The organism is Synechococcus sp. TAK9802, from assembly GCF_014279535.1.
Lineage (GTDB): Bacteria > Cyanobacteriota > Cyanobacteriia > PCC-6307 > Cyanobiaceae > Parasynechococcus.
Genome location: NZ_CP047937.1, coordinates 1,015,876 through 1,041,939, shown reverse-complemented (window position 1 = coordinate 1,041,939; position 26,064 = coordinate 1,015,876). Strand labels below are relative to the sequence as shown.

General features: G+C 62.7%; 22 protein-coding genes. 6 read left to right on the top strand and 16 right to left on the bottom strand.

The features are described from left to right. Positions 1-55: 55 nt before the first annotated feature. Positions 56-286, top strand: coding sequence for a hypothetical protein (locus tag SynTAK9802_RS06070; protein WP_006851429.1), 231 nt, complete (start codon positions 56-58; stop codon positions 284-286). A gap of 34 nt (positions 287-320) precedes the next feature. On the opposite strand, the gene SynTAK9802_RS06065 is transcribed toward SynTAK9802_RS06070, so the two are convergent. The 3 genes from SynTAK9802_RS06065 to SynTAK9802_RS06055 form a co-directional block, all read right to left on the bottom strand. Then, positions 321-593: a DUF4090 family protein gene (locus SynTAK9802_RS06065; protein ID WP_114989215.1), complete on the bottom strand. Its 273-nt coding sequence runs from the start codon at positions 591-593 to the stop codon at positions 321-323. Between the two features lie 47 nt (positions 594-640). Continuing rightward, positions 641-4,267 carry a methionine synthase gene (gene metH, locus SynTAK9802_RS06060; protein ID WP_186497824.1) on the bottom strand — a complete coding sequence of 1,209 codons (3,627 nt, stop codon included), beginning with the start codon at positions 4,265-4,267 and terminating at the stop codon, positions 641-643. A gap of 63 nt (positions 4,268-4,330) precedes the next feature. Then, positions 4,331-5,245: a branched-chain amino acid transaminase gene (locus tag SynTAK9802_RS06055; protein ID WP_186497822.1), complete on the bottom strand. Its 915-nt coding sequence runs from the start codon at positions 5,243-5,245 to the stop codon at positions 4,331-4,333. A gap of 65 nt (positions 5,246-5,310) precedes the next feature. Between SynTAK9802_RS06055 and cobN the strand changes: the two genes are divergently transcribed. Beyond that, positions 5,311-9,039 (top strand): cobaltochelatase subunit CobN, encoded by a 3,729-nt coding sequence (gene cobN, locus SynTAK9802_RS06050; protein WP_186497820.1) that lies wholly within the window; start codon positions 5,311-5,313, stop codon positions 9,037-9,039. Here cobN and SynTAK9802_RS06045 read toward each other — a convergent pair. Genes SynTAK9802_RS06045 through SynTAK9802_RS06015 form a run of 7 tightly spaced genes read right to left on the bottom strand, consistent with a single transcriptional unit; the run spans position 9,029 to position 15,140 of the window. Further along, the gene (locus SynTAK9802_RS06045) at positions 9,029-9,583 is read right to left on the bottom strand and encodes a hypothetical protein (protein WP_115009061.1); all 555 of its coding nucleotides are present in this window, start codon (positions 9,581-9,583) and stop codon (positions 9,029-9,031) included. The genes cobN and SynTAK9802_RS06045 overlap by 11 nt on opposite strands. A gap of 27 nt (positions 9,584-9,610) precedes the next feature. Next, positions 9,611-10,258, bottom strand: coding sequence for a PHP domain-containing protein (locus SynTAK9802_RS06040; protein WP_186497818.1), 648 nt, complete (start codon positions 10,256-10,258; stop codon positions 9,611-9,613). Between the two features lie 13 nt (positions 10,259-10,271). Further along, positions 10,272-10,844, bottom strand: coding sequence for a protoporphyrinogen oxidase HemJ (gene hemJ, locus SynTAK9802_RS06035; RefSeq protein ID WP_186497816.1), 573 nt, complete (start codon positions 10,842-10,844; stop codon positions 10,272-10,274). A 35-nt stretch (positions 10,845-10,879) separates the two neighbouring features. Then, positions 10,880-12,376 (bottom strand): cryptochrome/photolyase family protein, encoded by a 1,497-nt coding sequence (locus SynTAK9802_RS06030; RefSeq protein WP_186497815.1) that lies wholly within the window; start codon positions 12,374-12,376, stop codon positions 10,880-10,882. A gap of 2 nt (positions 12,377-12,378) precedes the next feature. Continuing rightward, the gene (locus SynTAK9802_RS06025) at positions 12,379-12,666 is read right to left on the bottom strand and encodes a hypothetical protein (RefSeq protein ID WP_186497814.1); all 288 of its coding nucleotides are present in this window, start codon (positions 12,664-12,666) and stop codon (positions 12,379-12,381) included. Continuing rightward, positions 12,663-14,648: an excinuclease ABC subunit UvrC gene (gene uvrC / locus SynTAK9802_RS06020; protein ID WP_186497813.1), complete on the bottom strand. Its 1,986-nt coding sequence runs from the start codon at positions 14,646-14,648 to the stop codon at positions 12,663-12,665. Before uvrC ends, SynTAK9802_RS06025 begins: the two co-directional genes overlap by 4 nt. Positions 14,649-14,657: 9 nt before the next feature. Then, positions 14,658-15,140, bottom strand: a complete 483-nt coding sequence (locus SynTAK9802_RS06015) for a flavin reductase family protein (protein ID WP_115009275.1) — start codon at positions 15,138-15,140, stop codon at positions 14,658-14,660. A 69-nt stretch (positions 15,141-15,209) separates the two neighbouring features. On the opposite strand from SynTAK9802_RS06015, the gene coaD reads away from it, so the two are divergent. Both coaD and SynTAK9802_RS06005 read left to right on the top strand, forming a co-directional pair. Then, positions 15,210-15,701: a pantetheine-phosphate adenylyltransferase gene (coaD, locus tag SynTAK9802_RS06010; protein ID WP_186497812.1), complete on the top strand. Its 492-nt coding sequence runs from the start codon at positions 15,210-15,212 to the stop codon at positions 15,699-15,701. A gap of 1 nt (position 15,702) precedes the next feature. Continuing rightward, on the top strand, positions 15,703-16,722 hold the full coding sequence (locus tag SynTAK9802_RS06005) for a hypothetical protein (RefSeq protein ID WP_186497811.1): 1,020 nt from the start codon (positions 15,703-15,705) through the stop codon (positions 16,720-16,722). On the opposite strand, the gene dacB is transcribed toward SynTAK9802_RS06005, so the two are convergent. The 5 genes from dacB to dapF form a co-directional block, all read right to left on the bottom strand. Beyond that, entirely contained in the window at positions 16,667-17,974 is a 1,308-nt protein-coding gene (gene dacB / locus SynTAK9802_RS06000; protein ID WP_186497810.1) for a D-alanyl-D-alanine carboxypeptidase/D-alanyl-D-alanine-endopeptidase, read from the bottom strand. The two genes, SynTAK9802_RS06005 and dacB, sit on opposite strands and share 56 nt — an antisense overlap. Next, positions 17,971-18,477: a DUF4330 domain-containing protein gene (locus tag SynTAK9802_RS05995; RefSeq protein ID WP_186497809.1), complete on the bottom strand. Its 507-nt coding sequence runs from the start codon at positions 18,475-18,477 to the stop codon at positions 17,971-17,973. Before SynTAK9802_RS05995 ends, dacB begins: the two co-directional genes overlap by 4 nt. 62 nt (positions 18,478-18,539) lie before the next feature. Continuing rightward, positions 18,540-19,256 (bottom strand): DUF1995 family protein, encoded by a 717-nt coding sequence (locus SynTAK9802_RS05990; protein ID WP_186497808.1) that lies wholly within the window; start codon positions 19,254-19,256, stop codon positions 18,540-18,542. Positions 19,257-19,268: 12 nt separating this feature from the next. Then, a complete protein-coding gene (locus SynTAK9802_RS05985; protein ID WP_186497806.1) occupies positions 19,269-20,441 on the bottom strand; it encodes a cysteine desulfurase family protein in 1,173 nt (390 codons plus the stop codon). Continuing rightward, complete coding sequence (dapF, locus tag SynTAK9802_RS05980) at positions 20,428-21,534, bottom strand: diaminopimelate epimerase (protein WP_186497804.1); 1,107 nt, start codon at positions 21,532-21,534, stop codon at positions 20,428-20,430. Before dapF ends, SynTAK9802_RS05985 begins: the two co-directional genes overlap by 14 nt. Before the next feature lie 27 nt (positions 21,535-21,561). Between dapF and SynTAK9802_RS05975 the strand changes: the two genes are divergently transcribed. Both SynTAK9802_RS05975 and leuS read left to right on the top strand, forming a co-directional pair. Further along, positions 21,562-21,783: a hypothetical protein gene (locus tag SynTAK9802_RS05975; protein ID WP_186497802.1), complete on the top strand. Its 222-nt coding sequence runs from the start codon at positions 21,562-21,564 to the stop codon at positions 21,781-21,783. A 46-nt stretch (positions 21,784-21,829) separates the two neighbouring features. Continuing rightward, positions 21,830-24,439: a leucine--tRNA ligase gene (leuS, locus tag SynTAK9802_RS05970; protein ID WP_186497800.1), complete on the top strand. Its 2,610-nt coding sequence runs from the start codon at positions 21,830-21,832 to the stop codon at positions 24,437-24,439. Positions 24,440-24,451: 12 nt separating this feature from the next. Here leuS and SynTAK9802_RS05965 read toward each other — a convergent pair whose 3' ends face one another. Further along, on the bottom strand, positions 24,452-26,050 hold the full coding sequence (locus SynTAK9802_RS05965; protein WP_186497798.1) for a glucose-6-phosphate isomerase: 1,599 nt from the start codon (positions 26,048-26,050) through the stop codon (positions 24,452-24,454). Between the last annotated feature and the right edge of the window lie 14 nt (positions 26,051-26,064).

The following is a 26,064-nucleotide window of genomic DNA, read 5'->3' as shown; positions in this document are numbered from 1 at the left end:
CGGTTGACGAACCCCTGGGGGAGCGGGTTAAAGGTCATTCAGTCATGTCCACTCGATGGATTGGGAGTTCACTGAAGACGCTGCTTTTCTGGCGCTCTGCGATGCGTTTCGCGAGAGCGGTGAAAGCTCGGCGATCGAGTTCCTTGCCAATGGAGAGGGAGCCTTTCATTTCCAGGACCTGGCCCAGAACGCCGCTGGCGAAGGCCTTGATCTGAGTGAGTCCAGTGCCCTGGAATCGTTCCAGCAAGAGGTGATCGACACGATGGAGAAGCTCTGCCAGGACTGAGCCCGGCAGAGGGTGCTTCTCCGTCAGCAGGAGATCATCCGTAGAAGAAAGCGATCTCCTTGTCCTTCAGACCGTCCCATCCGGCCTCAAGGAGCCTTTGATTCAGCGTTTCCTGGTCGAAATGCTTGGCTCCGGTCTTGACCACCCGGTTGCGCATCGATTTCAGAACACCACTGCGGGCGCGCTGACTTTCCAGATCCATCACCTGGTTGTAAAGGGCGAGCATCGCTTCAGGGATTGGACTTCCATCAAGATCCACACCAGCTTTGATGGCGGCATCAACACCATCCGGTCCGGCAATGGCCATGGTGAACACAAACAGGGCGCCTCAGGCTATGGGACGCCCCTCAGGGCTCAGGCGCTGAAGTAACGGGCCTGGGAGTGCAGCGCCACCAATGCTGTGGTGCTCTGCTCCGGTTCGAGCTGATCACTGGCGTCCATGCTCAAACCGATCCGCTCAGCCCCGAGCCAGTCCAGCTGCTGCCTGGAGTCGGCCACATTCGGGCAGGCGGGGTAGCCGAAGGAGTAACGGCTGCCGCGGTACCGCTGCGCCAGCACATCCCGCAGTGGCATCCCAGCTGGATCTGCGAAACCGAGTTCCGAGCGAATCCGTGCGTGCACCCATTCGGCCATCGCTTCGGCCATCTGAACCGCCAGGCCATGGAAGTAGAGGTAATCGCTATAGCGATCGCCCTTGAACAGCTCCTGCGCCACCACAGAGGCCTTCTGGCCCATGGTCACGGCCTGCATCGGCAGCACGTCGGTTGGGCGTCCCTCAGCGTCCAGATCGTTGAAGAAATCGGCAATGCAGTAGCGGTTGCCAGACCGTTGACGGGGAAGCTCAAAAGAGCCGAGTTCCAGCGTGCCGTCGGCATCGAAGACCCGCAGGGTGTTGCCATCGCGTCCCGCAGGGAAGTAGCCGTACACCGCCCGGGGGGTCAACAGTGACTCGTTGATGCAGCGCTGCATCCACTCCTGCAACACCGGCTCTGCCTTCTCCTGAAGCATCGCCTCGTAGTCGTCCCGACTCTGCTCCTTGGTTTTGCGGAGCATCCACTGGCCGGCGAAGAGGGCATTGCGATCGAGGTAGTGGAAGACCTCGGCAATGTCGATGTCGGCCTCAGTGATCACCGTAGAGCCGAGGAAGGGCGGCACCGGTGCGGTTTCAGCGGGGACGGCGTCGGATCGATCTGAGCTCACCGGCGGCAGATCCGCAGCTGGAGCATCCGATGCGGAGGCGGATGTCTCCTCAGCGCTCTCGGAGGTTGTCGACTCTTCATCCAGGCCAACCCCCTGGGGAGCATCAGCCAGAAAGCCCTTGGTATTGGTCCAGTTGTCGCTGCGCTTCGCATCCATCAACGCATCCATGAAGCGCAGATCAGCGAAGGCATCACGGCCGTAGATCACCTTGCCGTCGTAAACCTCACGGCAGTCCTTCTGAACGAAGCGTGGGGTCAGTGCCGCACCGCCGAGGATCACAGGAACATCAATGCCCGCATCGTTGAAGGCCTGAAGGTTGTCCTTCATGAAGGCCGTGGACTTCACCAGCAGACCGCTCATGGCGATGCAATCGGCCTGATGTTCACGTTGGGCCTCAACGATGGCTTCACAGCTCTGCTTGATGCCCAGATTGATCACCTCATAACCGTTGTTGGTGAGGATGATGTCCACCAGGTTCTTGCCGATGTCGTGGACATCGCCCTTCACCGTGGCGATCAGGAACTTACCTTTGCTTGTGCTCTCGCCCTCGCTTTTCTCCATATGCGGCTCAAGGTGAGCCACGGCGGATTTCATCGTCTCGGCGCTTTGCAACACGAAGGGGAGCTGCATCTGGCCACTGCCGAACAATTCACCCACCACCTTCATGCCATCCAGAAGAAAGGTGTTGATGATCTGCAGAGGGGGGTAGGTCTGCAACGCCTCATCCAGGGAGGGCTCCAGGCCGATGCGCTCACCATCAATGATGTGCTGCTTGAGCCGTTCCTCAATCGGCAGATCCGCCAGCGAGGGGCCTGAAGCACGGGCTTCCTTGGTGCTCACTCCCTCAAACAGCTTGGTGAGTTCGGTGAGCGGGTCGTAGACGCAGATGCCGTCCTCGAAACGGCGGTTGTCATTGATCAGATCACGACACACCTTCTGGTGGTCGTCGCTGATCTTGATCAGCGGGAGGATCTTGGCGGGGCTGACGATGGCCGAATCCATTCCGGCTTCACAGCAGTCGTGAAGGAAAACCGAATTGAGGGTGATCCGGGCCGCCGGTGACAGGCCGAAACTCACATTGCTGACCCCGAGCACCACGTGCACGCCTGGCAGGTTCTCCCGGATCATCCGAATGGCATCCACGGTGGCGCGACCATTCAGCCGGTCTTCCTCAATGCCAGTGGAGATGGGAAGGGCCAGGGGGTCGTAGAAGATCTCGTGGGCAGGGATGCCGAACTCGAGGGCATCGCGATAGGCCCGCTGGGCGATGGCGAACTTCTTCTCGGCCGTTCTGGCCATCCCGTCTTCATCGATCGTGCCGACCACCACAGCGGCGCCGTAGCGGCGGGCCAGCTCCAGAACCTTGAAGAAGCGCTCGTCACCGTCTTCGTAGTTGGTGGAGTTGAGAATGCATTTCCCCCCAGCCACCTTCAGGCCCGCCTCCATCTTCTGCCACTCGGTGGAATCGAGCATCAGGGGCAGGTTGACGTTGGTGACCAGACGGCTCACCAGCTCGTGCATGTCGCGTTCGCCATCGCGACCGACGTAGTCGACGTTCACGTCGAGCACGTGGGCGTTTTCCTTCACCTGGCCGCGTGCCACCGACACCAGCCCGTCCCAGTCTTCCTCTGCCAGCAGTTCGCGTACCTTGCGACTGCCACTGGCATTGAGCCGCTCACCAATGATCAGGAAAGAATTGTCCTGGTGGTAAGGCGTGACGCCATAGATCGATGAGGCTGCGGGCTCGTAATTGAGGCTGGGGCGCACATCCTCCGCGCTGGCACGATCCCAGCGGGAGGGGCGTTGAGCCGGCTTGAGCTCCTGCGCCAGTTCCGCAAGGCTGCCGATATGGGCGGGAGTGGTGCCGCAGCATCCACCGATCACCTGCACGCCGAGGTCTTCAACGAAGTGCATCAGCTGCATCTTCAGCTCCACCGGGGTGAGGCGGTAATGGGCAACCCCGCCAACGTTTTCCGGCAGTCCGGCGTTGGGAATGCAGCTGACGGTGAAGGGGGAATGCTCAGAGAGGTAGCGAATGTGCTCCTTCATCTGCTCCGGACCGGTGGCGCAGTTCAGGCCGAGGATGTCGATCGGGAATGGCTCAAGGATCGACACCACAGCGGCGATGTCCGTGCCGACGAGCATGGTGCCCGTGGTTTCCATCGTGACGGAGACCATCAGGGCCCGCCGCTCACCGGTGGCGGCAAAGGCCGCTTCGATGCCCTGGAGTGCTGCCTTGATCTGCAGCACGTCCTGACAGGTTTCGACGATGAACAGGTCGACGTTGCCGGCAATCAGTCCCTCAGCCTGCTCGCGGAACGAATCCCGCATCGTGTCGAAATCGATGTGGCCAAGGGTGGGCAGCTTGGTGGTGGGCCCCATGGAGCCCGCCACGAAACGTGGCTTCTCAGGGGTGCTGAATTCATCAGCCATTTCCCGGGCCAGCTCGGCTGCCCGCTTGTTCAGCTCAAAGGCCTTGTCTTCCAGGCCGTATTCCGCCAGCACAATCGATGCAGCGCCGAAGGTATCGGTTTCGATGACATCGCAGCCCACCTCGAGGAACTGGCGATGCACTGCCCTGACTGCATCCGGCTTGGTGACCGCCAGGTTCTCGTTGCAACCCTCCAGGTCAGGACCACCGAAATCATCCGCCGTGAGCCCAAGCCCCTGAAGGCTGGTGCCAGTGGCACCGTCGAACACGAGCACAGGACGCTGTGGCCCATGCAGGTACTCGAGGAAAGCAGAGGTGGTGGCTTGCCGATCTGCCTGCGTCACCACCATCGATGCACCCTCTAGGAAGCACCGATCTTAAGAAAAGCTCAGGGCGAACTTCAGGCGGTTGATTTAGGAGATCGGAATACGGGTCACCCAGTGCTCATAGGCGGAATCCCGTCCTTCGGTGATCGCCACGAGCTTGGCCTTCAGGGCATCCATCACGGGACGCTTGGCGTTCAGCACCGTTGATTCGATCTGACGGATCGGAGTCACCTTGGCGGCCGTGCCGGACAGGAACACTTCGTCGGCGATGAACAACTCGGTTTTGTCCACCGGACGTTCAATCACAGGGATGTCCATCGCTTTGGCCAGCTCAATCACGCTGGCGCGGGTGATGCCCTCAAGGATGTCCTGATCCACCCCAGGCGTGATCAGCTGGCCATCACGCACCAGAAACAGGTTCATGCCGCTGGCTTCACTGATCTTGCCGCGACTGTTCAACAGCAAGGCTTCGTCGAAACCGCTCTGCACGGCTTCCGTCTTGGCCAGGGAACTGGTGATGTAGGCGCCGGAGATCTTGCCGCGTAGCGGCAGGGAGCGGTCCTCCTGGCGGGTCCAGCTGCTGATCCTGCAGCTCACCCCTTCCGGGGACAGGTAATCCCCCAGAGGGAGTCCGTAAATCAGGAAGTCGGTCTCAATGTTGTGCAGGCGCGGGGCGATGCCCAGATCGCTGGTGTAAACAAAGGGCCGCAGATAGATCGGCTGATCAGGCTTGTTGGCCTGCAGCATTGCCGTGAGAGCCGAGAGGATCGTGTCCTCACTCAGATCCGTGAGCAGCAACCTGGCGCTCTGGCTGAGACGTCGGGCGTGCCGATCAGCACGGAACAGCAGCATGGTGTTGCTGTTCTGGGGATCGGGAATGGCGCGCATGCCGCCGAAGGCACCAGTGCCGTAGTGCAGGGCATGGGTGGCAATGGAGATCCTGGCCTCCTCGAAGGGAACGCACTGGCCCTGGAACCAGGCATAGGGCAGGAACTGATGCATCACCGTGATGGATCCGATCGCTGAATCTTCTCACCACCGCGCACCGCAATACGGAGAATGGGGTCATGCATCGCCTTGCCACCTGTCCGGGTCTGGACCCACCGGAAGATGTGGTGCTCGTGGAGCAGCCTGGCGCGGATGTGCTGTTCCTCACCAGCGCAGGCACAGACATCAGCTGCCTGGACGCCAGCCTGCCGAGCAACCCGGCCTGGAACGAGCGGATCCGGGCGTTGCCCCTGAGCTGTTTAGACCACCCAGCGCAGCTGGACCATTACCTCAACACCACCGCCCAGGCGGCGCACTTGATTGTGGTGCGCCTGCTCGGCAGCCGTGGGCACTGGAGCTACGGCCTGGAGCAACTGCAGCGCTGGTGCAGCGAAGCAAAGCAGCGACAACTGATCGTCCTTGCCGGAACGGCTGATCAGAGCAACGAGCTGCATGGGCTGGGCTCCTGCAGTTCTGAACTGGCCGATCAGCTGTCGGCACTGCTGCGGGAAGGGGGCATCGAAAACATGGGGCGGTTCCTCGGAGCTCTCGAGGCTCTGCTGGAGGGCACCCCCCCATCACCCGGCAACGTTGCGGTGGTGCCTTGCCCCGATCCGATGCCCTGGGATTGGCGCGACGAAGCCGGGGCTGCGGTGGGCATTGTTCTCTATCGGGCTCAGTTTCAAGCCGGAGACCTTGCCCTGGCGGATGCCCTCACGGCCGCACTTCGGAAGGAGGGACTGCGGCCCTGCCTGCTCTGGGTCAGCAGCCTGAGAAACCCGGCGGTGCAGGCCGGCGTCCACGACCTGTTGAATCAGCAAAATGCTGAGCTCGTGATTGCGGGCACGTCCTTTGCCTCGGTGCAAACCGAACAGGCCGGCCTTGGAAGCCCTCTCTGGGATCGGCTCGATCGACCGGTGTTGCAACTGCTCAGCAGCAGCCGCAGCCGGGCCCAGTGGCTGGAGAGCAGCCAGGGGCTGAATCCGATGGATCTGTCGTTGCAGGTGGTGATGCCGGAGCTGGATGCTCGGATCACCACGCGGCCCTGCTGTTTTCGTGAACACCTGCAGACCACCGGCCCCCTGGCCACGGCCATTCCCTGCCTGCAGCCGGATCCATCTGGACTCGCATGGCTGGCCGAGCACAGCCGTCGCTGGGTGGAGCTGCGACAGACCCCCTGTGCCCAGAGGCGCATTGCGATGGTGCTGGCCAACTATCCCGTTCGCGACGGTCGTGTGGCCAATGGTGTGGGCCTTGATACGCCAGACAGCACGGCGCGGATGCTCCGCTGGCTGGCTGACGCCGGCCATGACCTCGGTTCGGGAACCTTGCCGGATTCAGGCGATGGCCTGATGCAACAGCTGTTGTCCGGCCGCACCAATGCACCGGAAGGACAGCACCGCCCAGCGCTGGATCATCTGCCCCTCACCACCTATCAGAAGTGGTGGACCAGCGTTCCGGAATCGGCTCGACGCTTGATCGAATCCCGTTGGGGACCTCCAGAAGCCGCCTGCGATCTGGATCCAAACAGGGGGTTTGCCATTCATGGCCTGCGCTTCGGCCATGTGGTGGTGCTGATCCAGCCGGATCGCGGCTATGACGCCGATCAGATCGCCGATCTACATTCACCGGATTTGCCGCCACCGCACCGGTATCTGGCTCAGTACCTCTGGCTGCGCTGCGTGCATCAGACCCAGGTGATGCTGCATGTGGGCAAGCACGGCAGTGCGGAATGGCTGCCGGGCAAGTCGGTGGGGCTGAGCGATGCCTGCGGCCCCGAGCTGGCCCTTGGACCGATCCCTCACCTTTACCCCTTCATCGTCAACGATCCCGGCGAAGGATCTCAGGCCAAGCGACGGGGTCATGCCGTGGTGCTGGACCACCTCACACCGCCCTTGGGGCGTGCTGGATTGCACGGACCACTGCAACGGTTGGAGGGCCTGCTGGATGAACTGGTGGAGGTGAGGCAGCTGGGCGGCCAGCGGGCCCGGGTGCTGGAACAGGCAGTTCATTCCAGCCTGCTGTCCCTCAACTGGCCCGGAATCCCCAGCCAAGCGGAGATTCGCCGCCAACCGGAGCTGCTGGAGACCTGTCTGGATCAGGCCGAGACATATCTCTGCGAGCTCAAGGAATCGCAGATCCGCACGGGCTTGCATCGGTTTGGTGTGGCGCCATCGACAGAAGCCGCCGATGAGCTGCTGGTCGCCCTGGCCCGTCCCCCCAGGCAGGGGCAGCCCGGCTTGCTGCAGGCCATGGCCCTGCAGGCAGAACTGGACTTTGACCCCTGGCAGCAGGACGAAGGCGACAAGCTCTCGGAGGCGGATCAGGCCCGACTGAGCTTGCTGGGTTGCGCGAACTGCCGACGGGTGGGGGATGGTTGCGCCTGGCTGGAACAGCAGGCCCAGTTGTTGATCCGATGGATCATCCATGGGGAACAGAGCGACGGACTGGCGGAACCGTTCCGGACCTGGAGCCAAAAGGATCCCTGTCTGCAGAATCTGTACGACGACCTCTGGCCCCGCTTGAACGGTTGTGCCTCAGCTGAAAAAGAGGCCTTCCTGCGGGGCATTCAGGGGCAGCGCATCGCTGCGGGACCCTCAGGTGCACCGAGTCGTGGTCGCCCCGATGTGTTGCCCACCGGCCGCAATTTTTATTCCGTCGATCTGCGGGGCTTGCCCACGGAAGCCGCCTGGGATCTGGGGCGACGCTCGGCGGAGCAGTTGCTGGATCTCCATCTGCTGGAGCAGGGGGAACCTCTGCGCCATCTGGCGTTATCGGTCTGGGGAACAGCAACGATGCGCAATGGCGGAGAAGATATCGCTCAGCTGTTGGCCCTGATCGGTGTTCGACCGGTTTGGGACGGCCCCACCCGAAGGTTGGTGGACCTGGAGGTGATTCCAGCCCGTTTGCTGGGTCGACCGCGGGTGGATGTGGTGCTGCGCATCTCCGGGCTGTTTCGCGACGCCTTCCCCCAGTTGGTTGGCTGGGTGCATCAGGCCCAGTCGATGGTGGCGGCCCTCGATGAACCGGATGAACTGAATCCCCTAGCTGAGCTCACCCGTCAAGGCGGGCCCCAGGGCCGCATCTATGGGTCCGCCCCCGGTGCCTACGGAGCCGGTCTGCAAGCCCTGATCGACAGTGGCGCCTGGGATTCCCGAGCAGACCTAGGCCAGGCCTTTCTCAGTTGGAGCCAATGGTCGTACGACGGTGCCGCTGCCCCCAGCCTTGATCGTTCCGGTCTCGAGCAGGCCCTGAGCAGGGTGCAGGTGGTGCTCCACAACCAGGACAACCGCGAGCACGACCTGCTCGATTCCGACGACTACTACCAGTTCCAGGGGGGCCTCAGTGCCGCAGTGGAAGAGGTGTCAGGAGCACGGCCGCAACTGTGGTTCGGAGACCATTCCCGCCCCGAACGGCCTCGCCTGCACCGGCTCGAAAAGGAATTGGACAAGGTGATGCGGAGCCGGATGCTCAACCCCCGCTGGATCGAGGGAATGATGCAGCACGGCTACAAGGGTGCCTTCGAGATGGGGGCCAGCCTTGACTACCTCTTTGCCTACGACGCCTCTACCGATCGCGTTCCCGATTGGTGTTACGGGGCGCTGTGTGAGCAGTGGCTCAGCCAGCCGGAAATCCTCGACTTCCTCAAGGGGAGCAACCCCTGGGTGCTGAGGGACATGGCCGAACGGCTGCTGGAGGCCTCGAATCGAGGCCTTTGGACGTCAGCAACGAAAGACCAGCTGCTTCACCTGCAACAGCTGGTGATCAGCAGCGAAGCCCAAATTGAACGGGGAAGCCCTATTTGTTGAGGTCGCGAACCATCTGACGGAACGGATCGATCGATCCAGGCTTGGAGGACGGAGCAGCGGATCCAGCCTTGGCCACTGGTTCCTCCTTGGGGTTCAGCTCTTCCTTACGGCCGAGGGGAGCAGCACCGGCTGGAGCAGGGGTGTTCACACCCGTGATGGCCGTGCCCTTGAGCCGCTTGCTCATCTCCTCGGTGCTCACCTGCTCAGCGAAGGTTTTCTTCACTGGGGTGGGAATGCCCGCGTTGAGGCTGATTGATTCTTCCTTCTTGACAACGCCACCGAGGCCTTCGCTGCGCTTCTCAAGCTTCTCGGTTTCGGCCGCCACCTCCATGATCTGCTCCTTGGTGCCGGGACTGTCGACGGTGCCGGGGAAGGTGCGGCGAATCGTCTTCGACTCGCGCATGTAGTTCACATCCCCGAGAGAGGAGGAAGCGTCAGCATCAAGGAAGAACTCGGCCGGCTTCTCCTTTGCCGGCTTGCGCGGCTGAATCGTGGAGTCGGAATCTGCGGAATCCTTTTTCAGCAGACGATCCAAGAAGCCCATGTCGACCGGAACTGAGATGAAATGAACTTAGCGGCCGCAAAGGTCAATTCCATGGGTATCGGTGCCACACGTACGCAAAAGGCCAAGGTTGCTCAGCTGACGATCGATGGCCTCGCAGATCAACGGGCTGGCGGACCAGGTTGGTTGCATCTCGTAGTCGTACCAGGCCTCACCACCATCGAAACCAAGCCGGGCCGCCTCATCGATCAGCACGTCATGGCCCAGGCGGTAACGGGCGGGATGGGCCAACACTGCCAATCCACCGGCTTCATGGATGGCTTTCACCACCGCCTCAGCCCTTAGCGGTTCACCGACGACGGCATCACCACGGTTGTAGGGCTGGAGCGCAGGGTGGTTGAGCTCGAAGCCAAGGGCGAGCACATGAACGAGGCACCCCTTCAGCAGTGCACTGATTTCCATGCCGCTCCACACCGTGGGGACCTCTACACCGCTGGCACGCTGCTGATCCAGCCAGACCTGGATCTCCCGGTGGGCATGGCTGCTGTGGTGATCCGTCACCGCCAGGTGCTTGAGCCCCCGCTCGGTGGCCTGCTGGATGAGCTCGAGCGGTTCGAGGCTGCCGTCACTGCAGACGGTGTGGCAGTGGAAGTTGTGCGTGGTGGGACAGCTCGACGGTCCCACCTGTTCGAACACGGCTTTGAGGGGGTGGGTCATCTCAACCCTCATCTCAGGCTTTGGCGGAGCCTTCGGCCCGCAGGCGGCGCCAACGGGCATAGAACTGAATCGACGCTGCCATGAACACCACCAGGGCGACGATGAACCAGGTCGCTGCGCTGGTGGGGAACTGCGTTTTGAACACCACCAGCATCACCACGATCACCAGCAGCAGCGTGGGCAGCTCATTCAGGGCACGCAGCTGCTTGCCTGACCAGGCACAGGTGCCAGCGTGGAGTTGGCCCATCAGTCGGTAACAGAACACGTGGTAAGCCAGCAGGGCCGCCACAAAACCGAGCTTGGCGTGCATCCAGCCCTGTTGCAGCCAGGAGGGCTGGGCCAGCAGCAACCCGATGGCCATCGATACCGCCACAGCCATTCCCGGCGTGGTGATGATGTTGGCGAGCCGTTTCTCCATCAAGGTGTACTGATCGCGGAACGGCTGCTGCAGTTCCGGCGCCAGTTCCTCCGTTTCAACGTGATAGATGAACAGGCGCACCAGATAGAAGAGGCCCGCAAACCACACCACGACCCCAACGATGTGCAGGGTCTTGAACCAGAGGTAGGCCTCGGGCGAAAACGTCATCAACACAACTGATCTGGAGCGACCTTACGCAGGGTTCAGGTGAGCGCGTCAAGAAAATCGCCGGCTCGACGTTGATGGGCCAACAGAACCTCGGGAGCCATGCGATCCAGGTTGCGGGCCATCATCGCCAGCCGGTATTGGCGCCGAAAGAAATCCTGATGGCGATGGATGAACGTCCAGAACAGGCCATCCCAGATGTCACACCACTCACCCTTGCGGTAGTCCGACATCTTGCGCACGTAGTTCGAGCCCGAGAGATAGGGCTTGGTGGTGAAGATGCCACCATCAGCGAACTGACTCATGCCATAGACGTTGGGAACCATCACCCAGTCGTAGGCATCCACAAACAGCTCCATGAACCAGGTGTAGATCCGGGTTGGATGGAATCCGCAGAGGAGCATCACATTCCCTAGGAGCATCAGGCGTTCGATGTGATGGCAATAGCCGGTCTCCAGGGCATGGCGGATGGCGTCATCAATCGGGGGCAGACCCGTGGATGCGGTGTAGAAGGCGGAGGGAATCGGCCGGTCGTCGAAGCCCCAGAAATTGCCGTTGCGCATCTCCACCCCGTGGCGCCGGTACATCGCCGCCATGAACTCCCGCCAGCCGACGATCTGACGCAGAAATCCCTCCAATGAATTGAGGGGGATGTCACCGGCTGCAGCCCGCTCCAGCGTTCGATCCAGCACCTGCTGCGGCGTGAGCAGACCGATATTGAGCATCGGCGTGAGCACGCTGTGCCACATCACCTGGTGCTGGGTGCTGATCGCATCCTCGTAAGCCCCGAACTGGCGCAGGCGTTGTTCGAGAAATTGATCCAGCCAACGGGCTGCATCGCCATGGGTGACGGGGTAATGGAACCCGTCCCAGCTGCCGATGCCGGTCACACCCTCCCCGATGAGCTGCTGCCGGGCAGCCTCAACGAGAGCCACCGAGCCACTCGAGCGATCGGCCGGGGACTCTGGAACCAGGATTCCTTTGGGGAGCTTCTTGCGGTTGTCGGCATCGAAACTCCAGCGGCCACCGACAGGACCACCATCAGGATCGATCAGCAGATCCAGTCGCTTGCGCTGCATCTCGTAGAAGCGACCCATCAGGGGCTTCTTGCCAGAGGCGAAATGGTCCTCAATGACGGCCTCTGGGGTGAGCAGCATCGGTGTGGCGACGATCTCCAGACCGCAGCCGTGACGGGAGGCGAAGGCGGAAATTCGTTGGCTCAGAACATCGTCCACCGGATCCGCCAGATGAAAGGACCGATAGCCCTGATGGAGCAGATCTCCAAGGATCTCAACGGTGCCGGCCGCCTGCCCCTGCAGCACCCGCAACACGGTGAAGCCCTTGGCCTGAAGCATCTCGGCATAGGCATTCATCGAGGCCCGATGCAGAAGCAGGCGCTGCCGATGCACCTGGATGGGCCAGCGGGGATCAGTGCCGAACAGCAGCGGATCTTCGATCAGGGCCACGGCCCGTCCCGCCCGAAGCGCGGGATGGTGCTCAAACAGTTGATGAGGAAAAACGAGACTGAGATCCACCGTCAGCTGTCCTCCCCAGCAAGACGGCAGGCGCGTCGACCAAGGGCGGTGGCATAGGCGCGATCCACGGGGCCGGCCATGGGGCTCAACTGGCCAGCCCGGCAATTCATCACCACTTTTTCGCGATGGCCCTGCTGATCGTTGAGCCGCAGCACCAGCTGCCAGTGGTTCTTGGCGCTGCGGGTGATGCCATCGGCACACACAGGTCCCGTGCACAGCCCGGGAGACGCCCAGACCGGAGTGGCGAGAAGAAGCACTCCTGCCAGAGCCATGCAGAGATGACGGATCATGCGGAGAGTTCCTGAGGCTGCTCTTCTAAAGCAGCCCTGGCATCAGCGTCGGTTCCGTCGTCGGAAGGATGGAAGAAATCGTGGATGTCGCGGGCCAGAGCCGGTCCGACACCAGGGGCCTTTGACAGGGTCTCAACCGATGCCAGCTGGATGGCATCAATCGAATGGAAGTGGGCCAAGAGATCCTTGACCCGCTTGGGCCCAACTCCGGGGATGTCCGAGAGGCGTGAACGCTTCATCCGCTCACCACGCTGCTGGCGATGGAAGCTGACAGCGAAACGGTGGGCTTCGTCGCGAAGGCGGCGAAGGAGCACAACTCCGAGCTGATCCGGTTCACTCTCCAGCGGCTGGCTTTCGCCGGGGAGAAACACCTCCTCGCGCTGCTTGGCGAGGGAGCAGACGTTGAGATCCTCGTGCAGATCAAGCTCGCGCAGGGCCTCCATCACGGCAGACAGCTGGCCCTTGCCGCCGTCGATCATCACCACGTCGGGCCAGTCGTTGAGGCCGTCGGTCTGCAGAGCGCTGCCACCTTTGTGACGCAGGGCACCCACATCCACCCCTTCTGCCTTGGCCCGGGCCCAGCGCCGAAAACGACGGCGCATGATTTCCGCCATCGCCATGAAGTCGTCGCTGTGGCCAGCGCGGATGCTGCTGCTGCGGATCTTGTACTTGCGGTAGTGCTGCTTGGCGGGCAGCCCGTCGATGAACACCACCTGGGAGGCCACGGCATCGCTGCCCTGGATGTGACTGATGTCGTAGCCCTCGATCCGCCGCGGCGGAGTGGGCAACTCCAGCAGTTGCGCCAGATCCTCCGTGGCCAACGACTGCTTCTCCTGACCTTGCTTGGCGCGGAGCAACTCAAACTCCGCGTTGCGCTGCACCAGTTCAATCAGGTCGGCTTTCTGCTGGCGCTGCGGGCAGTGGATCTGCACCCGACGCTCGCGCTGTTCCGAGAGCCAATCCTCCATCAGTTTCTGCTGGGGCAGAGCGTGCTGTACCAACAACTCGGGAGGCACCTCAACGGAATCCACCTGGCTGTAGTGCTCTTCAATCACCCGTTGCAGGATCAGTCCAGGTTCCAGACCTGAGGCGTCAGCGGTGTAGCCAAGACGTCCCACCAGCTTCCCGGCGCGCATCTGAAACAGCTGCACGGCCGCCAAACGTTCATCGAAAGCAAGGGCCAGCACATCGCGACTCACGGAGGAATCCGGCAGGCTCATCTTCTGATCAGCGGTGAGCTGATCCAGTCCCTGCAATTGATCGCGAACCCGGGCCGCCGACTCGTAGTCCATTCGCTCTGCATACCGCTCCATCTGCTCCTGAAGCAGATGCTGAAGTTCATCGCTGCGGCCCTGAAACACCATCGCCACCTTGCGCAGGGTGCGGTGATAGTCGTCCGAGCTGATTTTTTCCTGGCAGACCCCCGGACAGCGCCCGATGCTGTAGTTGAGGCAGGTGCGGTCGGGGTACATCGGCCGGGGTCGTTGCCGCAGCGGGAACACCCGCTTCACCAGGAACAGGGTGCGACGCAGCAGCCCCACATCTACATAGGGCCCGTAAAAGCGATCAAGAGGGCTGCGGAAGCGACGGCGACGGGTGATGAAAATCCGCGGGTAGGCCTCACTCCAGGTAATGCAGAGGTAGGGGTATTTCTTGTCATCCTTCAGCAGCACGTTGAAGTGCGGCTGATGGTTCTTGATCAGGTTCGACTCAAGAACGAGGGCCTCAGCCTCGCTGTCGGTGACGATGAACTCAATCTCACAGACCTGGCGTGTCATCAGCCGGATCCGTGGCGACAGATCATGCCGACTGCGGAAATAGCTGCGCACACGGCTGCGCAACGCTTTCGACTTGCCGACGTAGAGGATCCGGTCGTCTCCGTCCCGCATCAGATAGCAACCTGGCTCAGGAGGGATCTCCTTGAGCCGGCGTTCAAGACGCTCGGGCTGCGTCAGCAGCGGTGCACCGGAGGCGGCATCCACCAGGCCCGCTCAGCCGCCGTAATTCCAGCCGGTGCTGGCCAGGTTCAGGGCCTCGCCATCGGCGATCAGGCGCGCCGTTTTCACTTCGCCCACAAAAACGGTGTGGTCACCATGCTTGATCGAGCCCACGAGTTCGCACTCCACACCACCGACGGCATCGGTGAGCAGGGGAAGACCAAGTTCGCCCTCCTCGAAGGGTGCCGCTTCAAAGCGACCACCAAGTGCCTTCTGGGGCTTGAAGAACACGGCTGCCAGATCTTTCTGATCGGCCCGAAGCACGTTGAGTGAGAACTTGCCGGTGGCCTCGATGATGGCGTGACTGCTGCTGTCAGCCCGAACACCCATCACCACCAAGGGCGGTTCGAACGATCCCTGGGTCACCCAGCTGGCCGTGAATCCGTTGACCTCATCGCCGTTGCGAACGCCGCAGATGAAGAGCCCGTGGGGGATCTTGCGAAGCAAGACCTTCTTGGCGTCGGCGTCGAGGCTCATGGCATGGATGCGTTGGCTGAAATCTAAACAGCGATCCGCTGCATAGGATCCGCCCATCGCTGATTCCCGATGCGGGCGCTCTACCCCGGCAGTTTCGACCCTCTCACCAATGGTCATATGGACCTGATCGAGCGGGCGGTGAGCCTCTTTGGAGAGGTGGTTGTCGCGGTGCTCAGCAATCCGAGCAAACGGCCCGCGTTCAGTGTCGATGAGCGGATCGAACAGATCCGAACGGCGACATGCCACCTCTCCGGCGTTGAAGTGATCAGTTTTGATGGCCTCACCGTGAACTGTGCCGTCACCCATCGCGCCGACCTGATCCTGAGGGGCCTGCGAGCGATGAGTGATTTCGAATACGAACTGCAGATCGCCCACACCAACCGCTCCTTGGCAGACGATCTTGAAACCGTGTTCATGGCCACCACGGCCCGCCACAGCTTCCTCAGCAGCTCGGTGGTGAAGGAAGTGGCCCGCTTCGGTGGATCGATCGACCACATGGTTCCGCCAGAGGTGGCGAAGGACCTCAACAGGCTCTTTAATTCAACTTTCCAAGCCAGCTGAGATGAACGACGTCCGGTTCTCCGTTCTCGATCAACTCGATCAGCTGGAGGAAGTTGTGCTGGAGGGCAGTCGACTGCCCTTCACCGGCGGTCGTCTGGTCAACGAAACGGATGCCGTCGAGCTGCTGGATGCCGTCCGCGATGAATTGCCGAAGGAGCTGGAGCAGGCCGCCAAACTGCTGGATCGCCGGGACGAGTTCATCAACACCGCCCGCAGGAACGCCGAGGAGATCGTTGAACAGGCCCAGCGTCAGCGCGAACAGCTGGTGAACAACGCTGCCATCCGCCAGGAAGCGGAACGGCAGGTGAATGAGATGCGTGAGCAAGCCCGCCAGCAGTGTGAGCAGTTGCTCCAGAAAACGCGCGAGCAGGGGGCGAAGTTGGAGCAGGAGATGCAAAGCAAGCTGGCCCAGTTGGAACAGCAGTTCGCCTCACGCCGCCAGCAGCTGGAGCAGGAAGCACTGGAGCGTCGCCAGCAGCTGGATCAAGAAGCGATTGAGCTGAAGCGTCAACACGCTGAACGACTCGACGTCAGCCGCCAACAGGCCCAGCAGCAAATCCAACAGATCGAGGCCAACGCAGCGGAACTCAAGCGCCATCACGCAGAGCAGCATGAAGCCAACCGACAGCAGGCGCTGCAGGATCTGGAGACGATTCGCCGTGAAGCCCTGCGCCTGCAGAAGGAAGGCCGTGATGAGGCCGAGCGGATTCACAACGACGCGCTGCAGTTCCGCCAGCAGACCCAACAGCAGTGCGAGTCGCTGATCCAACGCAGCCGCCAGGAAGCAGCCGGCGTTCAGGACGGGGCCAACCGTTACGCCGAGCAGACCCTGGGGGAGCTGGAGGTCCGCCTCAAGGAAATGGCCCAGGTGGTGATGGCCGGCCGTCAGGAGCTCTCCAAGATTCAGACGATCCGCTCTGCGGCCCCTGGCGCCAAGGCTGGCGACGACAGCAAAACCGTTCCGTTCAGTCGGGCTCAGCGGGCAGCGTCACGGCTGCGGTCCATGCGGGGCAACGGCTGATCCGCTGGCTGACCAGCAGGATCTGGCCCATCACGGAGTTGGGTGCATAGGACCCGTTGGCAATCATGCTCACGTAACGGGGTCCATCAGCGGTTTCAAGAATGCCGGAGATCGAACGAACTCCGCTGAGGGTGCCGGTCTTACCCCAGAAGCGACCCACAAGTGGTGTGCCCCAGAAGTAGTTGCGCAGCGTTCCCCTCTGGCCTGCAATCGCCATCGAAGCCTGGTAATAAGCCGCCAGGGGGTGTTGCGCCATGCGCCACAGCAGCACAGACAGGGAACGGCTGGTGAGACGGTTGCCCCGTGAGAGTCCGCTGCCATCCCGCAACCGAAGTCCCGTCATCGGGATGCCCTGGGCTTGCAACCAGCGGGTGGTGGCGATGGACGCACGGTTCACATCCCAGACGTCCGCCGCCTCACGCATCAGCACCTCAGCGGTGAAATTGTGGCTCTCCGTGTTGGCCAGGCTGAGCAGGGCGTGCATCGGCGCGGAATCCTCGCTGTGCAGCACAACACTCGCTCGCCAGTTCCGCGCAAGGGCCGCCTCTCGGGTCCGCTGATCAACCATCTGCAGGCGGATCTGTCCCCCTTGCTGCTGCACGGTGGAGTTGAGGATCCGCTTCAGCCGTGCCGCTGGATCCATCACCGCCATGTGCAGGGCGTTGCTGGTGAGAGCAAGGCGGGTGATCGGTGCGCCGTAGGCGTAGGAGCGATCCGCAGGATCCCAATCGGCAGGCCACCAGAGTTGACGCGGCTCCTCCCGAACCATCAGCTGAATCGGCGCAGAGGCGGAGCTGAAGGTGCTGCTGGAGCCGCCCTGGCCGAGGGCCACCATGGCGAACTTCTGGATCTCGGCAATGCTGAGGTCGGGGTCGCCCTCCCCCACGATCTCCAGTGATCCATCGGGATGACGCAACAGCTGCGTCTTCAGACGGAAGTCGGGGCCGAGGCGATCCAGGGCAAAGGCCGTGCTGACCAGTTTCTGATTCGATGCAGGAATCCTGGGAATCCCCCCGTTGAGATCAGCCAGCAGCTGGCCCCGTTGATCGACAACGCTGACGCTCCAAAGCCGCTCTTCCGTGCCCACCGCTGATTCCAGGGCCGTCTGCAGGGCCGGGCACAGTGCACCGCCGCTGAGCATGGCCTGGCCCTGACGCTGCACCACCGGAGGTGGTGCTATCAGTGGAGGCGCTGCCCTGACGGGCAACTGGGGCGCCAGCACCAGCAGGGAGACCAGGGCAGAGCGAATCACAGAGGCATCACTCCGCTCACGACACCGTTCAAGCGGTAAAGGCGACCCTCCAGTTCAACGGGCACACCCACCTTGAGCTTGGTGCCACCGATCACAACACCGGAGGGTTTGATCTCGGCCTTGGCCTCCATCACAAACCGGGCATGGCGGGGTAGAGCCGTAGCGGGGGCATCAGCGAGCACCACCGAACCATCGGGCTGCACTGCCGTCAGGGAATTGGTGACGTCATCCACCGACACCAGGCTCACCCGTCCAGCCGGTTGATTGCGAATCACGATGTTGAGGGCTGCTTCCTCCCGCACTGAATCCAGCAGCTGCTCGGGATCAGCGCTGTACAGCCGAACCACATCAACGCTCACCTGCACAGGTTTCACAGCACCGGTGGCCTTAGCGACCGCATTCGAGAGCTTGGGGGACCAGACAACCCCGGCCAGAGCGGCCAAGGCGACGACTCCAGCCACGGCATCGATGGGTGAAAGGGATCGAAGCCTGTTGAGCACCATCGAAGGGGAGCCTGGGCTTGAACCTTAAGGAGGGTCTGAGCCTGGATCAAGCCAGAGGCGGCTCAATTGCGCAGACCATCAAGGAAGCGGTCGACCCCGGACAGCTGTTGCTTGATGCTGTCGGGATCTTCACCGGCCAGAAGCGCTGCTGTGGTGTCGGGATCCGGACGTTCGGGGAGCACCTCCAGTTGCCGGTAACCATCGGGATCCTGGCGATAGAGACGCCAGTCATCGGGGAAGCAGCGCATCAACGCGCCTCCCTCCAGGGGCTGGAGCCAGTAGGCCTGCTGCCAGCTGGCCACGAAACCCTTTCGGCGCTCCCGGGCCACGCTGCCGATGCCGACGGCGGCGTCTTCGAGACGTCCATTCAGCATCAGAACCACTCCTGCGTGGTTCTCACACAAGGCCTGGAACTCCTCGTAATCCGCAGGGGAGGGGTTCACCGCAAGCAGAAGGCGGGTGTCGGGAACATCGCTTTCCGCCCGTTTGAGCTGATTGAAATCAAGGATCACCTCCTTGAGGTCCTCCGCATCCCGCCGGGCCAGGGCGGCAGCACCGGCATCGGGCCAAATCATCAACAGATCCTGACCGGCAGCGATCAGTGCTCGGGCCAGCCGCACCGCCACCGGAAGCAGGCGAAGCCCTTCAAAACGGAGGCTTGCGGCCCAGCGTTGACCGTCGCCGGATCCAACGGACGCCAGGGCGGCTTGCAGCATGGCCTCCTCGGCGGCAAGCAGATCCGCGGGGAGGGCGAGACAGGAAGCGTCGGATTGAGTCATCGCCAAATCATGTCAGGAAAATGCCTCGAGCACGGATGCAAAACGGCCGGGAACGGCGTCGAGATCCTGATCCGACAACCAGGAGCCAAGGGTCAACCGCAGGCCCGACTGACGCTCAGGCCCGGGAATGCCCATGGCCGTTAGCACAGCACTGTCGGCACTACTGCCACTGCTGCAGGCACTGCCGCTGCTGCAGGCCACCCCCGCCGCCGCAAGCCGTCGCACCAGATCGCGTCCGGGCAGCGGCTGTCCACCAACGGTTTTGGCCAACAACGCGATGTGATGGGGCAGACGCTGACCAGAAGAAGGGCCGCAGAGCTGAAGCTGGGGTAGCTCCAGCAGGCGTTCGAGCAGTTGATCCCGTTGACGACGGATCTGGGTTGAACTGCCCGGTGGAACGTGCTGGCTGACGGGGTCAAAGCTGGGAAGGGCCATCAGGGCTTCGGCCATGCCACCCACCAACGCAACAGGTTCGGTACCGGAGCGCAGGCCGTGCTCCTGTCCACCGCCGCCCTGAAGCGGTGAAAGGTCCACACCCGGTGCCCGAATCAACAGGCCCACGCCCCGGGGGCCACGGAACTTGTGGGCGGAGAGGGTCAGCAGATCAACCCCGAGCCGGTCGAAGGCGAAGCAACCCTGGGGAACAAGCTGGGTGGCATCGCTATGGATGACGATGCCGCGCTCGCGGCAGGCCCGAGCGATCGTGCTGATCGGTTGCAGTGCACCCACCTCGCCCTGGGCTGCAATCAGGGAAACCAATCGGGTTGGAGCGGACAACAACCGATCGAGCTGATCGAGCCGCAGTACGCCCTGCCCATCAACGGGCCATTCGGCAATGCTCCAGCCCAGGCCGTCCAGTTGGTGCGCCGCAGCGACCACCGCCGGATGCTCCACCGCAGAGATCACCAACCGGCCCGGGACAAGACCGGCAGCACTGCCGAGCAAGGCAAGGTGCACGGATTCTGTCGCCCCTGAGGTGACGATCAACTGGTCAGGATTGACAGCAAAGCGCTCGGCGATGCGCCAGCGCGCTCGCTCTAGAGCTTCCGCTGCTGCCAACCCAGCCCCATGGAGGCTGCTGGGGTTGGCCCAGGCCGTCTGCTGGAGTTGCTGCATCACCGCGATCACCGCCGGCAGAGGCGGTGTCGTGGCAGCAGCATCCAGGTAGAGCTCAGGGGGTTCCACGCTCGAACCGCGCCTTGGTGCGCTGCTCCAGGGACTCACTGGCGAGATTGAGCATCGAGTCGAGGGACGTGCTGCTGAGGAAAGCCTGCACCTTCTGCTGCGCCTCATCGCGGAGGCAGCGGTCGGGGCGCCGACACTGGTCAGCGCAATCCTTGGAGCAATCGAAGTCGGTTGCGGCCGTCGGCGCAGGTGGAGCGGCAGGGGCTTCGCTGGTCGAAGCCATCGAGGATCCTGCCGGCACCAGATCGGGCGTCAGCACCCCGTCAAACACCGCTTCGGCGGGTCCCGTCATCAGCACGGAACCGGTGCGATCACGCCACTCAATCATCAGCGGACCGCCGGGCAGCACCACCTCGGCGCAGTCATCGGCGAGGCCCAGCAGCACCGCCGCCACCAGGGTGGCGCAGGCACCGGTGCCGCAGGCCAATGTCGGGCCAGCACCCCGTTCCCAGACCCGGATCTCCAGCCGCTCACGGCTGTGCACCTTGAGGAAATGAACGTTGGTCTTGGCCGGGAAGGCCGGATGGACCTCCAGGGCAGCACCCCAGGCATCAAAGGGAATGCTGGCCAGGTCGTCGACGGGCACCACCACATGGGGATTGCCCATGCCAACGGCCGCCACCTGCAGTTGTTCTCCCTCCAGCAGCAGCACCCCCTGCGGCAGGCCGTGTTCGGGCATCAGAGTTGTGGGGATGCCCTCGGAGGTGAGGAAAGGGGGGCCCATGTCCACCCGCAACTGGCCATCGGCCATCAGTTCGGGGCGAATCATTCCCGCCAGGGTTTCGATGTCCCAGCGGCGGCCAGGGGCATCACCGTCGGTGTCGGCCAGGTAGCGGGCCAGGCAGCGAATGCCGTTGCCACACATTTCGGCCTCACTGCCATCGGCATTGAGAATCCGCATCCGCAGTTCTCCCTCCGCCTGAGGAGGCAGCGCCAGTATCAGGCCATCGCCACCAACCCCGAAGCGCCGATCACAGATGCGCCGCACCCAGGCGGGATCGGGATTGCTGATGGCATCGGGCAGTTGTCCCTGCCGGCCTTCAACGATCAGGAAGTCGTTGCCAAGTCCCTGATATTTGCTGAACTGCAGCATGCGTGGCCGGTATTGCCCCCGAATCCTATGGAGACATCTCCACTCGATCCAAGCCTTCCGGGGGTTCGGTTGCTGCAGAGCTGGATTCGTGAACAGCTCCCCCTCAGCATTGCTGTGGTGGGACAGGAGCCCATCGAGGGGCGTCTGATCTGGCAGGACCCTGAGTTTCTGGCCATCGAACGGGCGGGTGCGAGCCGGCCCGTGCTGATCAACCGTCGGCAGATCAGCGTGATCCGCTCCCTCGGCTGAACACCAGGCATGTGGCACGATCGCAACCTTGCCGAGCGCTGGTTCCGTGAACGCTGCCAACCCTGCCGTCGACGCCAGTGCCCAGACCGGTCGTTATGACCCCACCGCGCTGGAGCAGCGCTGGCAGGAGAGTTGGAAGGCGGATGGGGTGGACACCACAGAAGAAGGTGGTGAGAAGCCCGGATTCTTTGCCCTGTCGATGTTCCCGTACCCCTCGGGAAGCCTGCACATGGGCCATGTGCGCAACTACGTGATCACCGATGTGATCGCCCGGGTTCAACGCATGCGGGGCCATGCCGTGCTGCATCCGATGGGCTGGGATGCCTTCGGACTTCCCGCTGAAAACGCGGCTATCGAACGCAATGTGGACCCCGGCGAGTGGACCGACCGCAACATCGATCAGATGCGGGCGCAGCTGGATCGCCTTGGCCTTTCGATCGATTGGAGCCGCGAACAGGCGACCTGCCACAGCGACTACTACCGCTGGACCCAGTGGCTGTTCCTTGAACTGCTCGAAGGGGGGCTGGCCTATCGCAAGAACGCCACCGTCAACTGGGATCCCGTCGACCAGACCGTGCTGGCCAATGAGCAGGTGGATGGTGACGGCCGCTCCTGGCGCTCCGGAGCTCTGGTGGAACAACGGCAGCTGAACCAGTGGTTCCTTCGCATCACCGACTACGCCGAGCCGCTGCTCAACGACCTGGACGCCCTCAAGGGCTGGCCGGAACGGGTGCGCACCATGCAGGCCAACTGGATCGGTCGCTCGGAAGGAGCGGAGATCAGCTTCAGCGTTGAGGGAGCACAGGATCAGTCGATCACCGTGTTCACAACCCGACCCGACACTCTCGCTGGGGCGAGCTACGTGGTGCTGGCACCGGAAAACGAGATGGTGAACAGCCTCACCAGCGCTGAACAGAAGGACACGGTGGAAGCCTTCCGCAAGGAGGTGGCTCGTCTGAGCACGATCGAACGCACAAGCGATGACAGACCCAAACGGGGGGTGCCCATCGGCAGTCATGTGATCAACCCCCTGACGGGGGCGGTGCTGCCGGTGTGGATCGCCGACTACGTGCTGGCCGAGTACGGCACGGGCGCCGTGATGGGCGTGCCAGCCCACGACCAACGCGACATCGCCTTTGCCCAGTCGAACGGTCTGCCGATCCAGCAGGTGATCGACGCCGACGGGGCTGCTGAAGCCATCGCGGCCGGCCAGGCCTGGACGGATGCCGGAACACTGGTCAACTCAGGCAGCTTCGATGGCACGGCCTCCAGCGAAGCCAAGGGCGCCATCACCGGCCACGGCGCCGAGCAGGGTTGGGCAACTAGCAAGGTCACCTATCGCCTTCGCGACTGGCTGATCTCACGCCAGCGCTACTGGGGCTGCCCCATTCCCGTCATCCACTGCGATGACTGCGGTGCTGTTCCGGTGCCCCGCGAGGACCTTCCGGTTGAGCTCCCCCGGGGCATTGATCTCTCGGGCAAGGGCGGTTCGCCCCTGAGCCAGCAGAGCGACTGGGTGAATGTGGCCTGCCCCTGCTGCGGCAAGCCGGCCAAGCGGGAAACAGACACCATGGACACCTTCATGTGTTCCTCCTGGTATTTCCTGCGCTTCGCCGATCCCCACAACACCGAGAAACCCTTCAGCAAGGAGGCGGTGAACCGCTGGTTGCCGGTGAAGCAATACGTGGGCGGCATCGAACACGCGATCCTGCACCTGCTCTACGCCCGTTTCTTCACCAAGGCGCTGAAGGATCGCGGCCTGGTCGACATCAACGAACCGTTTGAACGGCTCCTCACCCAGGGCATGGTGCAGGGAATCACCTACCGCAATGCGACAACCGGCAAGTACATCGCTCCAGCGGACGTGGCAGATCCCGAAGACCCCCGGGATCCCAACACCGGCGACAAGCTCGAGGTGTTGTTCGAGAAGATGTCGAAGTCGAAATACAACGGCGTTGACCCCGCAGCAGTGATCGACCGCTACGGCGCAGACACAGCCCGCATGTTCATCCTGTTCAAGGCACCGCCGGAGAAGGATCTGGAGTGGGATGACGCCGATGTGGAGGGCCAGTTCCGCTTCCTGCAACGGCTTTGGCGCCTTGTTGAGGCGGGTGCTACCCGCATCGACTCACTCGAGCCGATGCAACGGCCAGCCGATCTGAGCGATGCCGACAGCGACGTACGTCGGGCGCTGCACCTGGCCATCGAAGCCGTCAGCGAGGACCTCAGCAACGAGATCCAACTGAACACGGCCATCTCCGAGCTGATGAAGCTCTCCAATGCCATCAGCTCCACCGGCATCGAGGCCCTCAGTGCACATGTGTTGCAGGAAGCTCTTTCCGGGCTGGTTCGCCTGCTGGCTCCGTTCGCGCCTCATCTGGCGGAGGAGTTCTGGAGCCGTCTGGGGGGAAGCGACAGCGTGCACCGTCAAAGCTGGCCGGTTCTGGATCCAACGGCACTGGTGCAGGACAGCGTTGAAGTGGTGATCCAGGTGAAGGGCAAGGTGCGGGGCAAGCTGCAGGTTCCGGCTTCCGCAGACAAGGAAGAGCTGGAACGGCTCGCCCTGGCCAGTGATGTGGCCGAAAAATGGTTGGAGGGCGCAGCCCCCCGTCGGGTGATCGTGGTCCCCGGAAAACTGGTGAACCTGGTGCCCTGATCCCAGGCGGGATCAGCCTTTGCTGAAACGCATCGAGGCGGGCTGGCTCCAGTCGCCCTGGGCACTGAAGCCGCGCTGGTTGCCGGTGAGGTGACGCAGAATCCAGAAAATGGATTCATCGGTGCCATCCCCGAGGGCCAGGCGAATTTCATCGGCGGAGCGGGCCACACCGTCGGCCAGGATCGCTTCTACACGACCTTGAAGGTCGAGAATCGCCGCCGCCGCCTTCTTGCCGGCTTCCACGCCGGGCTGGTGGTAGGCGTTGATGTTCACCAGTTCGCCGTAGAGACCGACGGCGCGCTCGAACAGAGCGATCAAGGCGCCGAGACGGCGGGCATCAAAGCGGCGCATGCTGATCGTCATGCTCTGGCGGCCACCCTCGGTAAGGGCTGAGCGGGTGCCCTGCAGGAAACCATCGAGGAAGTCGCCGGGGCATTCCCCGCCAAGCGTGGGGATGTCGCTCACGTCTTCGAGCACCTCGATGAAGGTGGCGAAGAAATTGTCGACACCGTCGCGGAGCTGCTGTACGTAGGCGTGCTGGTCGGTGGAGCCTTTGTTGCCGTAAACAGCGATGCCCTGATGCACCACGTCACCGTTGCGATCCAGGCGCTTGCCCAGGGATTCCATCACCAGCTGCTGGAGGTAACGGCTGAACACCTCCAGACGATCGCGGTAGGGCAGAACAACCATGTCGCGCTGACCGCGACCACCACCGGCCACGAACCAGGAAGCGGCCATCAGGGCGGCTGGATTGCGGCGCAGATCCGCGGCGCGGGTGGCGGCATCCATCTGAGAGGCGCCGGTGAGGAAATCGCGGATGTCACAGCCAATCAAGGCACCGGGCAGCAGGCCGACGGCACTGGTGATGCTGGTGCGCCCCCCCACCCAATCGAACATGTCGAAGCGCTTGAGCCAACCTTCCTTCTGGGCCTGCTGATCCAGCTTGCTGTCGAGCATCGTCACGGCAACGGCCTGGCCGGCCCACTGGCCCCCAGCGGCCTCGAGGCGATGCCGAGCCTGCTCCATGCCGAGGTGGGGTTCGGGCGTTCCCCCCGACTTGCTCACCGTCACCACCAGGGTGCGGTCGAGACGACCCTCCAACCCCGCCAAAACGTTGCTCATCCCATTGGGATCGACGTTGTCGAAGAAATGAAACGGAAGCCCCTCGCCTGGGTTTTGGAGCGCCTTGATCATCAAGGCCGGTCCCAGGCCACTGCCGCCGATGCCGATCCAGAGCACATCGGTGAAGGCTTCGCCGTTGGGGGCCTTGATCGTTCCGTTGATTAAATCGCGCCCAAAGGCTGCGATCAGATCGATTTCCCTGGAGATGTGCTGTTGAAGCTCTGACGAGGGAGCGAGTTCAGGGGTGCGAAGCCAGTAATGCCCCACCTGGCGCTGCTCATCGGGATTGGCGATGGCGCCGGCTTCCAACTCCTGCATCGCCGCGAACGCCTTGTCCATTCGCGGCTGCAGCTGCTGCAGATCAGTGGCGTTCACATGCATCCGGCTGATGTCGAGCCAGACGCCCAGATCATCGTGATACCAGCTGAGATCGCAGAACCTCTGCCACTGAATATGAGCGTCGGAAGCGTTGAAATCCGGAAAGCTCATGCCGGGCGGACGGT

What these genes read in the sequence shown, in the direction of transcription:
- metH (WP_186497824.1), bottom strand. Translation starts at nt 4,267, where the DNA reads ATGGTGGTGACGCAGGCAGATCGGCAAGCCACCACCTCTGCTTTCCTC.
- SynTAK9802_RS05975 (WP_186497802.1), top strand. Translation starts at nt 21,562, where the DNA reads ATGGAGACATCTCCACTCGATCCAAGCCTTCCGGGGGTTCGGTTGCTG.
- SynTAK9802_RS06065 (WP_114989215.1), bottom strand. Translation starts at nt 593, where the DNA reads ATGGCCATTGCCGGACCGGATGGTGTTGATGCCGCCATCAAAGCTGGT.
- SynTAK9802_RS06055 (WP_186497822.1), bottom strand. Translation starts at nt 5,245, where the DNA reads ATGCATCAGTTCCTGCCCTATGCCTGGTTCCAGGGCCAGTGCGTTCCC.
- SynTAK9802_RS06040 (WP_186497818.1), bottom strand. Translation starts at nt 10,258, where the DNA reads ATGACCCACCCCCTCAAAGCCGTGTTCGAACAGGTGGGACCGTCGAGC.
- coaD (WP_186497812.1), top strand. Translation starts at nt 15,210, where the DNA reads ATGCGGGCGCTCTACCCCGGCAGTTTCGACCCTCTCACCAATGGTCAT.
- SynTAK9802_RS06025 (WP_186497814.1), bottom strand. Translation starts at nt 12,666, where the DNA reads ATGATCCGTCATCTCTGCATGGCTCTGGCAGGAGTGCTTCTTCTCGCC.
- hemJ (WP_186497816.1), bottom strand. Translation starts at nt 10,844, where the DNA reads ATGACGTTTTCGCCCGAGGCCTACCTCTGGTTCAAGACCCTGCACATC.
- SynTAK9802_RS05990 (WP_186497808.1), bottom strand. Translation starts at nt 19,256, where the DNA reads ATGACTCAATCCGACGCTTCCTGTCTCGCCCTCCCCGCGGATCTGCTT.
- SynTAK9802_RS06005 (WP_186497811.1), top strand. Translation starts at nt 15,703, where the DNA reads ATGAACGACGTCCGGTTCTCCGTTCTCGATCAACTCGATCAGCTGGAG.
- SynTAK9802_RS05995 (WP_186497809.1), bottom strand. Translation starts at nt 18,477, where the DNA reads ATGGTGCTCAACAGGCTTCGATCCCTTTCACCCATCGATGCCGTGGCT.
- dapF (WP_186497804.1), bottom strand. Translation starts at nt 21,534, where the DNA reads ATGCTGCAGTTCAGCAAATATCAGGGACTTGGCAACGACTTCCTGATC.
- SynTAK9802_RS06070 (WP_006851429.1), top strand. Translation starts at nt 56, where the DNA reads ATGGATTGGGAGTTCACTGAAGACGCTGCTTTTCTGGCGCTCTGCGAT.
- SynTAK9802_RS06045 (WP_115009061.1), bottom strand. Translation starts at nt 9,583, where the DNA reads ATGGGCTTCTTGGATCGTCTGCTGAAAAAGGATTCCGCAGATTCCGAC.
- cobN (WP_186497820.1), top strand. Translation starts at nt 5,311, where the DNA reads ATGCATCGCCTTGCCACCTGTCCGGGTCTGGACCCACCGGAAGATGTG.
- SynTAK9802_RS06015 (WP_115009275.1), bottom strand. Translation starts at nt 15,140, where the DNA reads ATGAGCCTCGACGCCGACGCCAAGAAGGTCTTGCTTCGCAAGATCCCC.
- SynTAK9802_RS05965 (WP_186497798.1), bottom strand. Translation starts at nt 26,050, where the DNA reads ATGAGCTTTCCGGATTTCAACGCTTCCGACGCTCATATTCAGTGGCAG.